Source organism: Roseivivax sediminis (genome assembly GCF_900112685.1).
Lineage (GTDB): Bacteria > Pseudomonadota > Alphaproteobacteria > Rhodobacterales > Rhodobacteraceae > Roseivivax > Roseivivax sediminis.
This window is the reverse complement of record NZ_FOMS01000001.1, coordinates 333,311-347,295: the sequence shown is the minus strand read 5'-3', so window position 1 is coordinate 347,295 and position 13,985 is coordinate 333,311. Positions and strand designations below refer to the sequence as shown.

The 13,985-nt window shown below is 67.7% G+C and carries 14 protein-coding genes; 8 read left to right on the top strand and 6 right to left on the bottom strand.

What is annotated here, in order from left to right:
• Positions 1–54 precede the first annotated feature (54 nt).
• From F3H57_RS01745 to F3H57_RS01735, 3 genes are read left to right on the top strand one after another with little or no spacing between them, the layout of a single operon-like run.
• Positions 55–678 carry a GMC family oxidoreductase N-terminal domain-containing protein gene (locus F3H57_RS01745; protein WP_223162901.1) on the top strand — a complete coding sequence of 208 codons (624 nt, stop codon included), beginning with the start codon at positions 55–57 and terminating at the stop codon, positions 676–678.
• Positions 678–1,133: a 2Fe-2S iron-sulfur cluster-binding protein gene (locus F3H57_RS01740; protein ID WP_316632455.1), complete on the top strand. Its 456-nt coding sequence runs from the start codon at positions 678–680 to the stop codon at positions 1,131–1,133. Before F3H57_RS01745 ends, F3H57_RS01740 begins: the two co-directional genes overlap by 1 nt.
• Complete coding sequence (locus tag F3H57_RS01735; RefSeq protein WP_223162900.1) at positions 1,130–3,418, top strand: xanthine dehydrogenase family protein molybdopterin-binding subunit; 2,289 nt, start codon at positions 1,130–1,132, stop codon at positions 3,416–3,418. Before F3H57_RS01740 ends, F3H57_RS01735 begins: the two co-directional genes overlap by 4 nt.
• 434 nt (positions 3,419–3,852) lie before the next feature.
• On the opposite strand, the gene F3H57_RS01730 is transcribed toward F3H57_RS01735, so the two are convergent.
• Positions 3,853–4,770 carry a LysR family transcriptional regulator gene (locus F3H57_RS01730; protein ID WP_223162899.1) on the bottom strand — a complete coding sequence of 306 codons (918 nt, stop codon included), beginning with the start codon at positions 4,768–4,770 and terminating at the stop codon, positions 3,853–3,855.
• Between the two features lie 191 nt (positions 4,771–4,961).
• Between F3H57_RS01730 and bla the strand changes: the two genes are divergently transcribed.
• The 3 genes from bla to F3H57_RS22420 all read left to right on the top strand — a co-directional run bounded on the left by bla (position 4,962) and on the right by F3H57_RS22420 (position 6,382).
• Positions 4,962–5,789, top strand: coding sequence for a class A beta-lactamase (bla, locus tag F3H57_RS01725; protein WP_223162898.1), 828 nt, complete (start codon positions 4,962–4,964; stop codon positions 5,787–5,789).
• A 102-nt stretch (positions 5,790–5,891) separates the two neighbouring features.
• A complete protein-coding gene (locus tag F3H57_RS22425; RefSeq protein WP_223162897.1) occupies positions 5,892–6,131 on the top strand; it encodes a hypothetical protein in 240 nt (79 codons plus the stop codon).
• Positions 6,125–6,382 (top strand): hypothetical protein, encoded by a 258-nt coding sequence (locus F3H57_RS22420; protein WP_223162896.1) that lies wholly within the window; start codon positions 6,125–6,127, stop codon positions 6,380–6,382. Before F3H57_RS22425 ends, F3H57_RS22420 begins: the two co-directional genes overlap by 7 nt.
• Positions 6,383–6,763: 381 nt before the next feature.
• Here the strand turns inward: F3H57_RS22420 and F3H57_RS01715 are convergent, their stop codons facing one another.
• The 5 genes from F3H57_RS01715 to rpiA form a co-directional block, all read right to left on the bottom strand.
• A complete protein-coding gene (locus F3H57_RS01715; protein WP_188129572.1) occupies positions 6,764–6,952 on the bottom strand; it encodes a DUF2065 domain-containing protein in 189 nt (62 codons plus the stop codon).
• A gap of 3 nt (positions 6,953–6,955) precedes the next feature.
• The gene (locus F3H57_RS01710; RefSeq protein ID WP_223162895.1) at positions 6,956–8,152 is read right to left on the bottom strand and encodes a protease modulator HflC; all 1,197 of its coding nucleotides are present in this window, start codon (positions 8,150–8,152) and stop codon (positions 6,956–6,958) included.
• Complete coding sequence (gene hflK, locus F3H57_RS01705; protein WP_149754142.1) at positions 8,152–9,327, bottom strand: FtsH protease activity modulator HflK; 1,176 nt, start codon at positions 9,325–9,327, stop codon at positions 8,152–8,154. Before hflK ends, F3H57_RS01710 begins: the two co-directional genes overlap by 1 nt.
• Positions 9,328–9,393: 66 nt before the next feature.
• On the bottom strand, positions 9,394–10,839 hold the full coding sequence (locus F3H57_RS01700; RefSeq protein ID WP_149754141.1) for an FAD-dependent oxidoreductase: 1,446 nt from the start codon (positions 10,837–10,839) through the stop codon (positions 9,394–9,396).
• 115 nt (positions 10,840–10,954) lie between these two features.
• On the bottom strand, positions 10,955–11,743 hold the full coding sequence (rpiA, locus tag F3H57_RS01695) for a ribose-5-phosphate isomerase RpiA (protein ID WP_149754140.1): 789 nt from the start codon (positions 11,741–11,743) through the stop codon (positions 10,955–10,957).
• A gap of 163 nt (positions 11,744–11,906) precedes the next feature.
• Here rpiA and F3H57_RS01690 point away from each other — a divergent pair, with 163 nt between their 5' ends.
• Both F3H57_RS01690 and F3H57_RS01685 read left to right on the top strand, forming a co-directional pair.
• Positions 11,907–12,605 carry a glutathione S-transferase family protein gene (locus F3H57_RS01690; RefSeq protein ID WP_149754139.1) on the top strand — a complete coding sequence of 233 codons (699 nt, stop codon included), beginning with the start codon at positions 11,907–11,909 and terminating at the stop codon, positions 12,603–12,605.
• The gene (locus tag F3H57_RS01685; RefSeq protein ID WP_149754138.1) at positions 12,605–13,978 is read left to right on the top strand and encodes an L-serine ammonia-lyase; all 1,374 of its coding nucleotides are present in this window, start codon (positions 12,605–12,607) and stop codon (positions 13,976–13,978) included. Before F3H57_RS01690 ends, F3H57_RS01685 begins: the two co-directional genes overlap by 1 nt.
• Positions 13,979–13,985: the final 7 nt, after the last annotated feature.

Sequence of the window (13,985 nt, the reverse complement as noted above, 5' to 3'; positions counted from 1 at the left end):
GCTTTCGTGCGTGCAGGCAAAATCGGCCAGACGCCAGCCAGGAAGGAAGATGCCATGGCAATTGGCAACGAAAATTCCATGTTCGACGGGGACCGCGGGACCGTAGTCCGCTGCGCCGTCGCGGTTAAGACAACCGTGGCTCTAGCCTCACCGGCGATTGCAAGCGGCAGTGGTTTCGACGTAGTCGTCGTACGTGGTGCCTCGGCCGGTGCCGCTCTCGCCAGCCGGCTCAGCGTGGGCGCGTCGCGCCGGGTGATGCTGACCGAAGCAGGCAAGGCCCATGCGCCAGACCAGAATTCAGACGCAGTACGCCCGCAGAATGCGATCGGTGGTGATCCGGCAAATGTCTGGCGCTACACATCCGATCCGGATCTGGGCGGCAATAAATTCGCCGTCCCGCAGGGCGAGATCCTGTGTGGATCATCGGCGGTGCGCGCGAGCGTGGCGATGCCCGCGCCGGATGCGGACTTCGAGCGCTTGACCCGAGCCGGTCTCTGCAACTGGCCGCATGCCGATGCCGCCCCCCTTTCTACAAGTGCGGCAAGCGGAAACGTTAAGCGTAGCTTGCGCCCATGCTTCTTGAAGACGTTGCCATGCCCACGGCGTCGTTCCGATTGTTCGGTGGCGACACTGCCATCACCAGTGAAACGCATCGTGAAATCGAGGAATGTAAATTGATCACCCTTACCGTGAACGGAAGGGAGCACAGCTTCGATGGCGACCCCGAGATGCCGCTGCTGTGGTATCTGCGCGACGAACTGGGATTGACCGGTACCAAGTTCGGCTGCGGCATGGCGCAATGTGGTGCCTGCATGATCCATCTGGACAGCTATGCGACCTTCGCCTGCATCACTCCGATCTCGATGGCCGAAGGTTCCGAAGTGAGCACTATCGAGGGGCTGACCGAAAACGGCGACCATCCGGTACAGGTGGCCTGGCGCGATCTGAACGTGTCGCAATGCGGATACTGCCAGGCCGGGCAGATCATGCAGGCGGCGGCGCTGGTCGATTCCACGCCCGACCTCACTGACGAAGACATTGACATGGTTATGAGCGCGAACCTCTGCCGCTGCGGCACCTATCCGCGCATCCGGGCTGCGATCAAGCAGGCCGCGCAAGCGAGGGCGGAATGATGCAGACTACGCGCATTGTGAATGTCAGCCGCCGTTCCCTGGTGTTGGGCATGGGTGCCGGCGGTCTTGTTCTGGCCGTGGGCCTGCCCCCCCGGGGTCGCTCTCAGGAGGCGCCGGTCGAGTTCGGCGCCGATGCGATGCCGAACGGTTGGCGCGACGATCCAAACGTCTTCGTCTCGATCGACGAGGACGGCATCGTCACCGTGACCGTCCACCGCGCCGAGATGGGACAGGGGGTGCGCACCTCGATCGCCATGGTCGTGGCGGACGAATTGGAGGCGGACTGGGATAGGGTTCGCGTGACGCAGGCCCCCGGCGACGAGCTGCGCTATGGCAACCAGGACACCGACGGCTCGCGCAGCCTGCGCCATTTCTTCGATCCCATGCGCCGTGCCGGGGCCTCGGCCCGCACCATGCTGGAACTGGCTGCCGCCAATGCCTGGGATGTGCCCGTGGCCGAGGTGCGCGCCGAGGGCCATGTCGTGCGCCACGCAAGCTCGGACCGTACGATGAGCTTTGGCGAGTTGGCCAGTGCCGCCGCCGTCTTGCCGGTCCCCGACCGCGACGGGCTGCGCCTCAAGGATCCGGCAAGCTTCCGCTATATTGGGAAAAGCGACATCGGGCTCGTCGACAATGATGACATCACGCGCGGCACGACGACCTATGGGATCGATGTCCGCCGCGACGGGATGCTCTATGCGGTCATCGCCCGCCCGCCGGTCATCGGAGGCCGCGTCGCCAGTGTGGATGACAGAGCCGCCCTGCAGGTGGCCGGAGTCGAGCGAATCGTCCGTCTGGATCCGCCGGCTATTCCCGCCGAGTTCCAGCCGCTTGGCGGGGTGGCGGTCATCGCCCGCAACACCTGGGCCGCAATCAAGGGCCGCGAGGCGCTGGTCATCGAATGGGATGACGGCCCCCATGGCGGCTATTCCTCGGAAGACTACAAAGCCGAGCTTGAGGCAGCGGTACGGACCAGCGACGGCAAGCTGATCCTGAACCGGGGCGATGTCGAGACCGCGCTGGCCGAGGCGCCGACCCGCGTGGTGGCGGAATACTACATCCCCCATCTGGCGCAGGCACCGATGGAGCCGCCCGCCGCCGTGGCCGATGTCCGCGACGGATCCTGCGAAGTCTGGGCCTGCGTGCAGGCCCCCCAAGTGACACGTCTGCGTCTGGCGGAGCAGATGGAGTTGCCCGAGGAGGACGTGACCGTGAACGTCACGCTGCTGGGCGGCGGCTTCGGGCGCAAGTCCAAGCCCGATTTCGTGCTGGAGGCCGCGATGCTCAGCCGCGAGATGGGTATCCCGGTCAAACTGACCTGGACGCGCGAGGACGACCTGCATCACAGCTACTACCACACCGTTTCGGTCGAGCGGTTGGAAGCGGGGCTGGACGATGCCGGCAAGGCCGTCGCTTGGCTGCACCGCACCGCCGCCCCCACGATCGGTTCGATCTTCGCGCCCGATCCGAAGGAGAAGTTGCCCTTTGAGCTGGGCATGGGCCTGACCAACATGCCCCTGGACATCCCCAATGTCCGGGCCGAGAACCCGCAGGCCCCGGCCCATGTGCGGATCGGCTGGTACCGGTCGGTGTCCAACATCCCGCATGCCTTCGCCATCCAGTCGTTTATCGCGGAATTGGCCGAAGCGGCGGGCCGCGATCCGCGCGACTACCTGCTGGAGGTGATCGGGCCCGCCCGCCTGATCGACCCGAGCGAGATCGGCGATGTCTGGAACTATGGCGAGAACCCCGACCGCTATCCCATCGACACGGGTCGCCTGCGCAAGGTGACCGAGACGGTAGCCGAGGCAATCGGATGGGGCCGCGAGATGCCCTCCGGCCGGGGCTTGGGACTGGCGGCGCATTACAGCTTCGTCAGCCATGTCGCCGTGGCAACCGAGGTCGAGGTCGTGGACGGTCAAGTGCGTATACCGCGGGTCGAGATCGCCATCGACTGCGGCGCACATGTCAATCCCGACCGCATCCGCTCGCAGATGGAGGGCGCGGTGATCATGGGTGTGGGTCAGGCTCTCACGACCGAAATCACATTTCATGACGGGCGTGCGCAGCAAGGCAATTTCGACAGCTACCTGATCCCTCGCATGGAGATCGCGCCGCGTGACATGAACGTGCATCTGGTGAACTCGGGCGGCTATGACATGCCTCTGGGGGGTGTGGGCGAACCGGGGCTGCCTCCGGTGGTCCCGGCAATTACCAACGCGATCTTTGCCGCCACCGGGCAGCGCATCCGCCGCCTGCCGGTGGCCGATCAACTCCGCAGCTGAGGTGTGCCGATGACCCTGAAACACATCCTTCCGGCGGCGAGTTTCGTGGGGTCGCCGGACCTGCTGCGGCGAATTACGCGGACCGCATCGCCTTCCTGCAAGAGTTGCTCGAAGACGCGCCGCGTCTGATCGTTTCGGCCTCGTCGGGCGGTCAGGGGGCAGAGCCCGTGAAGCTGTGGACACGACCGACGAGGAGACCGAGGATCGGAGCTCCTATCAATTCGAGGCGCATGCCGCCGAGTACGTCGCGGACACGGAAGAGGCCGCTGCCGCCGTAAACGGCCGGAACTGGGCGCGCGCTCAGCTAGGCCAGGCATGCACCTTTGCCGACGACGGCGATGAAGACGCCTGCACCACGCAGGTTCGCGAGATCCTGGTCAACCTGACCGAGTGGGACTTAAATCCAGCGAAAAGCCTGATTTCCTTGCTCTCGGTCAGCAAGGCCGCGCTGTGCGGGGTCTACTGTCCAGTTCCATGCCACGATCCTGCCCGCCGGAGATCCAGTGGGTGAAGGTCTTCATAGCCCGTGACACCGGGCGGTCGGAGGGCCAGGCGAGATAGTAGCGCCCGGCGGATACGCCGGTCCCGAAGGGTTGCGCCAGCCGCCCCTGCGCGATGAAGCGCTCGAACATGGCGACCGGCAGCAAAGCCGAGCCGGCCCGGGAAGCGGCGGCCTCGGCGAGAGCGACGGAGCTGTCGAAGACGGGACCGGTGAGGGCCGGGCATTCCACGCCAGCCGCCGCGAACCAGCCAGGCCACTCGGCGCTGCGATAGCTGCGCAAAAGGACCGTCCGGGCAAGTTCGGCGGGGTGTCTCAACTCTCTGGCGAGCTCGGGTGCACAGAGCGGTGACAGGGGAGTCTCCATGAGCTGAACCGCGTCGTGACCGGTCCATCCGCCGGTGCCGAAACGAATCGCCATGTCGAGACCCTCGCGCAGGATCTCGACCCGGTTGTTGTTGGTGGAGATCCGCAGGTCGATCTCTGGATAGGCGTTCCGGAAACTGTCGAGACGGGGCATCAGCCAGCCGAGGGCAAAAGTCGTGTTCACACCGATCTTGAGTACCTCGACATCCCGCTTGCCCGTCAAGCGGTCCAGCACCCGCGCCATGGCGTCGAAACCATGCTCGAGCACCGGAAAGAGCGCGCGCCCCTCGTCGGTGGGCACCAAACCCTGCGACGTGCGCTGGAACAGGATCGTCCCGAGCAGGTCCTCCAGCCGCGCGATCTGGTGGCTGACGGCGGCCTGCGTCACGCGGAGCTCCGTCGCGGCCCGGGTGAAGCTGCCCTGCCGCATGGCGACCTCGAAGACGCGCAGCGCGTTGAGCGGAAGATCGGGACGATCCACGGGCAATACCTCAGCTAATGGCAGGTCATAAGATTTGTCGTTTGAGGCGAGTTGGCAAGCGGGAATAGGTCTCCGGCATGACATCCACTGATGTCGCTCTCCATTGGTGCCTTTGACGGTGCCCTCTTGAAAAGGAAATACAAATGCGGATATCCGCCTCTCTCCTCTCGTGCGTCGCGGCAGGGATCACTTTCGGCTTGTCGTTCGCCTCGTTTGCCTCCGCCGAGACCCCGCAATCGACGCTCGCGCGGACCGTGGGTCAGATCGAGGGTCGTCTCGAAGCGCGCGTCGGCATCGCCCTCGTGGACACGGGCTCCGGGGCAACCTGGTCCCACCGCCCCGATGAGCGCTTTCTCATGAACAGCACCGCCAAGGTGCCGATCTGTGCCCTGGTTCTGGCGCAGCGAGACGAGGGTGACATCTCCCTCTCGGACGCCCTGACCGTCCGCGAGAGCGACCTTCTGTCCTACGCGCCGGTGACCTCCGAGCACGTCGGGGAAAGCATGTCCATGTCCGAACTGTGCCTGGCCGCCCTCGACATGAGCGACAATACCGCGGCGAACCTCGTCCTCGATCGCGCCGGCGGCCCCGAGGCGGTCACCGACCTGTTCAGGCAGGCGGGGGACCCGGTCAGCCGGCTTGACCGGCGGGAACCCGACCTCAACGCTTTCACGCCCGGCGATCCCCGCGACACCACGACGCCGGCTGCGATGGCGGCGACGCTGCGCGAGCTTCTGCTGGGCGAGACGCTGACGGTCGCTTCGCGCGAACAACTGGCCGCGTGGATGAGCCATGGCGCCGTGACGCAGGATCTTCTCCGCAGCCATGCTCCGGCCGGTTGGGAGATCTTCGACAAGTCCGGCAGCGGCGACCAGACGCGCAACATCGTCGCGCTGGTCTCGCCATCGAACGGGGCACCCTGGCTTGTCACCATCTTCATCTCTGACGCCGACACGGACTTCGCCACGCGGAACGCCGCGCTCAAGGACCTGTCGGCGGCGGTCATGGCCGTGATCCGGGGTTAGCCTTCTGCAGCCATGCAATGCGTTGGCGGGCGTAGGTCTCCCAGAAAACACGCTCAGGGCCAGACACTCGACGCCATCGGGCGCGTCGACGCCTGCGACGGCGTGCTGGCCGTCGATGAGGTGGCAAAGGAGGCGGGCGTCTCGAAAACCACGGTGCTCTACGAGCATTCCAGCAAGCGCGACCCCGTCGCGGCGTTCGTGGAGTGCATCATCAAGGCGGACAACGCCTTCAACTCGGCCGGTGCGGAAGGGTTCGGCGGAGATCCCGATACGTCGCTGCGAGCCGTATCGAGGCGGCCCCGCGCGGACCGCCTGGGCCGGAGGGGAAAGCGGCGGTGCTGAGCCCTGTCTCGGCGTTGAGGGAGGACACCGCGCTGCGCGCTACCGTTGGCGAGGATCGGAACGCCCCGGGCCATGCCTTGCCGGACCAGGCAAGCCCCCCACGTGCGGCCCGGCTGGCGCTGGAGGGTCTGAAGCTCCGGCGGCATCTCGAGTTTCACGACAGGGGCGAGGCGGAGCGTGTCGAGTTACAGGAGGACATCGTGCCGCCTGCCTGGGCAGGCGCGGTGCACGTCGGAGACACCCACGACTGAGCGCCACGTCTTCATCACCGGCGCCGCCGGCTACATGGACCGCAATCAGCTTTGCCACTTCATCGCGCACGGTTGCCGCGTGACGGGGCTCGTCCGCAACTCCGGGGCCACCGCCATGACGGTCCGGAGTTGCCTGTCCGGAGCGATCGCTAGCTCTGCCGGCTGGGTTGGTGCCGGAGGAGGAGGTGGAAATTTCGCGTGTCGCCGCGGTCTGAGCGGGGCGCATCGAGGTGCAAGGTCGGAGTGGGGCTTGCCGACTGCGACCGGGCTCTCACGGAGACCCCGATGACCAAGTCCGACATGTCCCTCTCCGAGCTGCTTGAGAAGCACGACGAGGGTGAATTCCGGGAGCACGGCAGTCGGGGCGTGCCGTCGCCGTGTTCAGAAAGCGAGCCAGAGCACCACGACCCCGGAGAGCGCTGTCAGCGCGCCGAGCAGGCGGCGGGCCTCAAGTGGCATGGCTGCGAGCGCCTCTAGCACCCGCTCCACGAGCGAAGGGGCCAGCGCATAGGCCAGCCCCTCCACGATCAGTGCACCGGCGAGCATCGCCAGCAGGATCTGCGCGTCCATCGGTCAGTTCCCGAGCGGTGCGGCCTCTTGCTCCGGCGTCTCCTCGCCGTCGCCCGTCTCTGCGGCGCCGTCCGCGTTCGGGTCGTCCTCCGGCGCGGCCCCGTCGTCCGCGGACTGATCCTCTTCGGCCGCGCCCGGCTCGCTGCCAATGCCTTGGGGACGGTCCTGGTTCGCGCGTTCCTCGATCTGGCGCTCGGCTTCCTCGGTCGACCGTTCGATCTCCTCGCGGGCGCTGTCGGGCAGGTCGGGCGAGATCTCGGATTGCGGCGCGAGCTGGCGCAGCCGCTCCACGTCGGTGTCCGAGATGTCGACCGCCGACAGGCCCTCGGCCCGGATCGCCGCGAAGAGCGGCCCGACGAACTCGCTGTCGGGCGAGATCACCAGCGTCGAGTTGTCCTGCTGGAGAGACCGCTCCAGCGCCGACAGTGACCGGTAGAAGGAGAAGAACTCGGGGTTGTCGCCGAAAGCTTCGGCGTAGACGCGGTTGCGCTCGGCATCCGCCTCACCACGCACGATGTCCGCTTCGCGGGTCGCGTTCGACGTGGTCTCGACCACCGTGCGGTCGGCGGCGGCGCGGACGCGCTGGGCCGCCTCGTTGCCGCGCGCGATCTCGTCGGCGGCCTCGCGTTCCCGTTCGGCCCGCATCCGCGCGAAGGTCGCGTCGAGGTTCTGCTGCGGCAGGTTGGTCTGCTTCAGGCGCACGTCGACGATCTGCAGCCCCAGGCTTTCGGCCGATTGCCGCGCCTGAGTCCGGATGCGCACCGCTAGGTCGCGCCGGTCGACCGAGAGGATACGGTCCGACGTGACCTGATCGGCGCCGAGCACCTCGCGGATCTGTGCGTTGAGGATCGAGCTCAGGCGATCCTCGGCCGCCCGGATGCCGCCGATGCCGACCGCCTGGCGGAACTGCACCACGTCGGCGATGCGGTAGCGTGCAAAGGCGTCGACCACCAGGCGGCGGTCGTCGGCCGGCGTGACCTCGATCGTGTCGGTGTCCAGCGACAGGATGCGGTCGTCATAATAGACGACCTCCTGGATGATCGGGATCTTGAAGCCGATGCCCGGCTCCTCGCGCACCTGCTTGATCTGGCCGAACTGCAGAACCAGGGCTTTCTCGCGTTCGTCGACGATGAAGATGGCCGAGTAGACCGCGACGACGACCGCGATCAGGGCGATGACGGGGATTGCGGCGAAGCGCATCAATTCGACCCTCCGCTGGTCTGGGTTTGGGTGCCGGACTGGCCGCTCTGAGGCCGGCCGCGGTTCAGCTCGTTGAGCGGCAGGTAGGGCAGAACCCCCTGGCCGTTGCCGGTCGCCTCGTCGAGGACGATCTTGTCGACCTTGCCGAGCGTGCGCTCGACGGTCTCGAGGTAGAGGCGACGCTGCGTGACCTCGGGCGCCTGATTGAACTCCTGCGCGACGGAGATGAAGCGCGACGCCTCACCGATCGCCTCGTTGACCACCTGGGCGCGGTACGCCTCGGCCTGTTCGAGCGTCTGTGCCGCCTCGCCTCGGGCCTCCGCGAGGACGCGGTTGGCGTAGGCATCGGCCTGGCGCTGAAGCCGGTCGCGTTCCTGCTCGGCCGCCTGCACCTCGCGGAAGGCGTCGATCACCTCGGCCGGCGGGTCGGCCGCATCGAGGTTCACACGCACCACGTTGATGCCCGATTCGTACTCGTTCAGCGTGCCTTGGATGTTCTCCAGCGCGGTGTCGGCGATCAGTCCGCGGTCGCGGTTGAGGATCGGGGCGAGGTTGGACGCCGCGATGATCTCGCGCATGACGCTCTCGGACACCGCCTGCACCGTCAGCTGCGGGTCGCGGATGTTGAACAGCAGCCGCGCCGGATCCTGGATGTTCCAGACCACCTGGAATTCGATGTCCACGATGTTGGCGTCGGTGGTCAGCATCAGTCCTTCTTCGGTCGGACCGTTGCCCATGCCGATGTTCTCGGTCCGCTCGGAGGTGACATTGACGACCTCGTAGGTCACCAGCGGCCAGGGCGCGAAATTGAGGCCCGGCTGCCCGGTCGAGGAATACTCGCCCAGGAACAGTTCCACCGACTGCTCTTCGGGGCGGACCGTGTAGAAGCTGGAGAACAGCCAGATTGCCAGCACCACGAGCCCGCCGATGATCAGCGTGCCGCGGGTCATGAACGGCCCGCCGCCGCCCGAGGGGCCCGATCCGTTGCCGCGACCGCCCATCAGGACGCGCAGCCGCTCCTGCCCCTTGCGCACCAGCTCGTCGATCTCGGGGATCTGGTTGTCGTCCGGGCGGCGTCCGCCGCCGCCTCCGCCGCCCTGGGGGCGCTGCGGACCATTGCCGCCGCTGCCTCCCGATCCGCCGCCGCCCCACGGGCCGCCGCTATTGCCTGCCATTCAGCTCTTCCCTTGATGAACCATTTCGGTTGCCATGCGTTATAGCTGGTTGTGCGCGGTTTGAAATCAACCGCTGCGCACCGGCTTGCGCATGGTCACGATCTCTTCGGACATGGTCGGATGCACCGCGCAGGTGCGGTCGAAATCCTCTTTCGTAGCGCCCATCTTCACCGCGATGCCGGCCAGCTGGATCATTTCTCCCGCGCCGGGTGCGACGATGTGACAGCCCATGACGCGCCGCGTTTCCTTCGACACGATCAGCTTCATCAGTACCCGGTCGGGCCGGCCGATGAAGGCTGTCTGCATCGGCCGGAAGGAGGTGCAGTAGACCTCGACCTCCTCCTGCTCGGCGGCCTCTTCCTCGGTCATGCCGACGGTGCCGAACTCTGGCTGGGTGAACACGGCCGATGGGATGAGGTCGTGATCCACCGGCGTGGCATTGCCCTTGAACACCGTCTCGACGAAGGCCATCCCCTCGCGGATCGCGACGGGGGTGAGGTTCACGCGGTTTGTGACGTCGCCGATGGCGTAGATCGACGGCACGGAACTCTGGCTGTAGGCGTCGACCTCCACCTTGCCGCCGCGGCCGAGCCGCACGCCGGCCTCTTCCAGACTCATGTCGGCAGTATTGGGCGCGCGCCCGGTGGCGAAGAAGACCGCGTCGAAGACCTTGTCCTGGCCGGATGACGTCTTGATGCGGATCGGCCCCTGGCGGTTCGGCGACGCGGGCGGCGCGCCGCCTTCGGAGGCGGGCGGCGAGGACATGTTGGTGCCGGTGCTGCCGGGATCGTCCGCGGGGTGACCGATCTCGATGATGTCGGTGCCGGTGTGCAGGTCGATGCCGCGGCTGCACATGGCGTCGGCGATCAGGCCGCGCGCCTCCTCGTCGAAGCCGCGAAGGATCTGGGCGCCGCGGTAGTATTGCGTCACTTCGACGCCGAGCCCGTGCAGGATGCAGGCGAATTCGCAGGCGATGTAGCCGCCGCCGACGATCAGGATGTTCTTCGGCAGCGTATCCAGCCCGAAAATGTCGTCGGAGACGAGGCCCATCTCTGCGTTCGGCAGATCAGGGCGCACCGGCCGCCCGCCGGTCGCCAGGAGGATGTGCTTGGCCGTCTTCACCTCGCCGGTCGACAGCTCCACCGTATGCGCGTCGCGCAGCCGGGCGCGGGCGTCGAAGGTCTCCACCCCCGAGCCGGCCAGCAGATTGCGGTAGACCTGTTCCAGCCGGTCGAGCTCGGTGTTGAGATGGCTGCGGAAGCCGGGCCAGTCGAAGGAACCGCGCTCCAGCGTCCAGCCGTAGCCGCGCGCGTCCTCGGCCACGTCGCCGTATTCCGAAGCGAAAACCATCAGTTTCTTCGGCACGCAGCCACGGATCACGCAGGTACCGCCGTACCGGCTTTCCTCGGCGAGACCGACCCGGGCGCCGGCCTCGCCCGCGGCGACGCGCGCCGCGCGCGTGCCCCCGGACCCGCCGCCGATGACGAAGAGATCGTAGTCGAACTCGCTCATGCATTGCCCCCGTCTGGTTCCCGGGCCGGTATCCCACAGGATGCCGGCCTTGGCCAGTCACGGCAGGGTGGGCGCGGGGGAGCGTCTGCCGCCCGGCGTCGTCACATCGCGGCCGTCACTCCCCGAGATCCCGGAACAGGTTTTCGTTGTCGGCGAAGTCCACGCGGTCTTCGGTCACCGTGCCGGCATTGATGTCGCGCAGCTCCAGCCGGCCGTCGCCGTGGCCCACGACCACGGTGTCGCAGATGTCGATGAAAAGCCCGTTCTCGACCACCCCCGGCATCTGGTTGAGCACCAGTGCCAGCTGTCTTGCATTGCCGATCCGCCCCAGACGCAGATCGAGGATATAGTTGCCCTCGTCGGTGACGTAGGGTTCTGTGCCGTTCATCCGCAGCGCCGTCTCGCGGCCCATTACGTCCATCGACTCCAGCGCTTCGGCCACCAGCGCCTCGGTCGTGCGCCAGCCGAAGGGCACCACCTCGACGGGCAGGGGAAAAGCGCCCAGATGCGCGACCTCCTTCGCCGCGTCGGCGATAACCACCATGCGGTCGGAGGCCGTCGCCACGATCTTCTCCTGCAATAGCGCGCCGCCGCCGCCCTTGATCAGGTTGAGCGCGCCGTCGAACTCGTCGGCGCCGTCGATGGTGATGTCGAGCCAGCGCGCCTCGTCGAGCGTGATCACCTCGATCCCCTCGTCGCGGGCGAGCGACGCGGTGCGCGACGAGGTCGGCACGCCGCGGATGCGCAGGCCGTTCTCGCGCACCATCTCGCCGAGGCAGCGCACGAGCCACGCGGCGGTCGAGCCGGTGCCGAGCCCGACGCGCATCCCGTCCTCGACGAAATCGGCGGCGCGGCGGGCGGCCACGAACTTGGCCTTGTCGATGGGCGAGAGCTCTGCGGACATGGGGTGCGTCTCCGGCTTTGGGTTGCGGGGCCGCTTATAGGCAAAGCGTCCGCCCCCTGCGAGGGGCAATCGGGAGCCGGGCGCGCGCCGCCGGGCGCATTTTCCACGCGCCGCGTCGCAATCAGGCATCGCGAGGCGGACGCGGCCCCCTATCTGTGGGGGCATGACAAGCTATCGCCTGCACTACGCTCCGGACAACGCCTCGCTCGCCGTGCGACTGGCGCTGGAGGAAATGGGGCTGCCCCACGACACCGTGCTGGTCGATCGGCGGGCGCGTGCACAGCGCTCCGCGGCGTATCTCGCGATCAACCCGGCCGGCCGCATCCCGGCGCTCGAAGGGCCGGACGGCGCCATGTTCGAGACCGCGGCGATCCTTCTGTGGCTGGCCGACCGCCACGGCGCGCTGGCGCCGGCGCCGGACGCGCCGGGCCGCGCGGCCTTCCTGTCGCATCTCTTCTTCGTGTCGAACACGCTTCACGCGGAGATGCGTATGATGTTCTATCCCGGGCAATACGTCGACGGCGACACGGCTCGGCGCGCGCTCCGGGAGGGGCTGCCCGCCAGCCTGACGCGCCACCTGGCCATGCTCGACCGGGCCGCGTCCGCGGGGACGGCCGGCTTCGCTCCCGACCGGCCGAGCGTTCTCGGTCTCTACCTCGCCTGCTGCCTGCGCTGGTGCGCCCTCTATCCGGCCGGCGGTACTGGCTGGTTCCGCCTGTCCGACACGCCCGCACTGTCGCGGCTTGCCGCCGGTATCGAGGCGCGCGAGGGTGCGCTTCGCGCCGCCGCCGCCGAAGGACTCGGCCCGACGCCGTTCACCGCACCGATCCTGCCCGACCCGCCAGAAGGAAGCGCAACCTGATGTTCCTGTCCGTCTTCGAGATGTTCAAGGTCGGCATCGGCCCGTCCTCTTCCCACACGATGGGGCCAATGGTGGCCGCGGCGCGCTTCCTGGGCGCGATGCGCGCCTCCGATTACACGCCGCACGGGGTGAAGGGGGCTCTGCACGGATCGCTCGCCTTCACCGGGGTCGGGCACGCCACCGACCGGGCAGTGATCCTCGGCCTCGCCGGGTTCCGGCCCGAAACCTACGACGCCGAGGCCGCGGAGGTGGAACTCACGCGGATCCGTGAGCGCAAGCGCCTGACTCCCGACGCCCTGCCGGAGCTGGCCTTCGACCCCGAGACCGACCTGCGCTTCGACTACGACCGCAGCCTGCCGGGGCATGCCAACGGCATGATGCTGATGGCCACCGACGCGCAGGGCGACGTGATCCTGCAGGAGACCTACTACTCTGTCGGCGGCGGCTTCGTGCTGACCGAGGCGGAGCTGGCCGCGGGCCGCGACACAGACGACGGCCCGCCGGTGCCCTATCCGTTCAAGAGCGCGCGGGAGATGCTGGCGATGGCCGACGCCTCGGGCCTCTCGGTGGCGCAGATGAAGCGCGCCAACGAGCTCTCGCGCGGCACCCACGAGGCGCTGGATTCGGGCGTCGCGCGGATCTGGTCGGTGATGGACGCCTGCATCGACCGGGGGCTCGAGAATGACGGCACGCTTCCCGGCGGCCTGAATGTGCGCCGGCGGGCCAAGCGCATCCACGACGCGCTGCTGGCCGAGCGGGGCACGAACCTCAGCGCACCGCACACGATCAACGACTGGATGAGCGTCTACGCCATGGCGGTGAACGAGGAGAACGCCGCCGGCGGTCAGGTCGTGACCGCGCCCACCAACGGCGCGGCGGGCGTGATGCCGGCGACGATCCGCTACTGGCTCGACCACGTGCCGGGCGCCTCGCGCGCGAAGATCCCCGAATTCCTGCTGACAGCCGCGGCGATCGGCGGGCTGGTCAAATACAACGCCTCGATCTCGGGCGCCGAGGCCGGCTGCCAGGCCGAGGTCGGATCGGCCGCGGCGATGGCGGCGGCGGGGCTCTGCGCGGTCATGGGCGGCACCCCGGCGCAGGTGGAGAACGCCGCCGAGATCGCGCTCGAGCATCACCTCGGCATGACCTGCGATCCGGTGAAGGGGCTTGTCCAGGTGCCGTGCATCGAACGCAACGGGCTCGGCGCGATCAAGGCCGTGTCGGCGGCATCGCTGGCGCTGCGCGGCGACGGGGTGCATCTCGTGCCGCTCGACGCCTGCATCGAGACCATGCGTCAGGTCGGCGCGGACATGGCCGAGAAGTACAAGGAAACCTCGCTCGGGGGGCTCGCGGTGAACGTGCCGAATTGCTGAGGCGGCG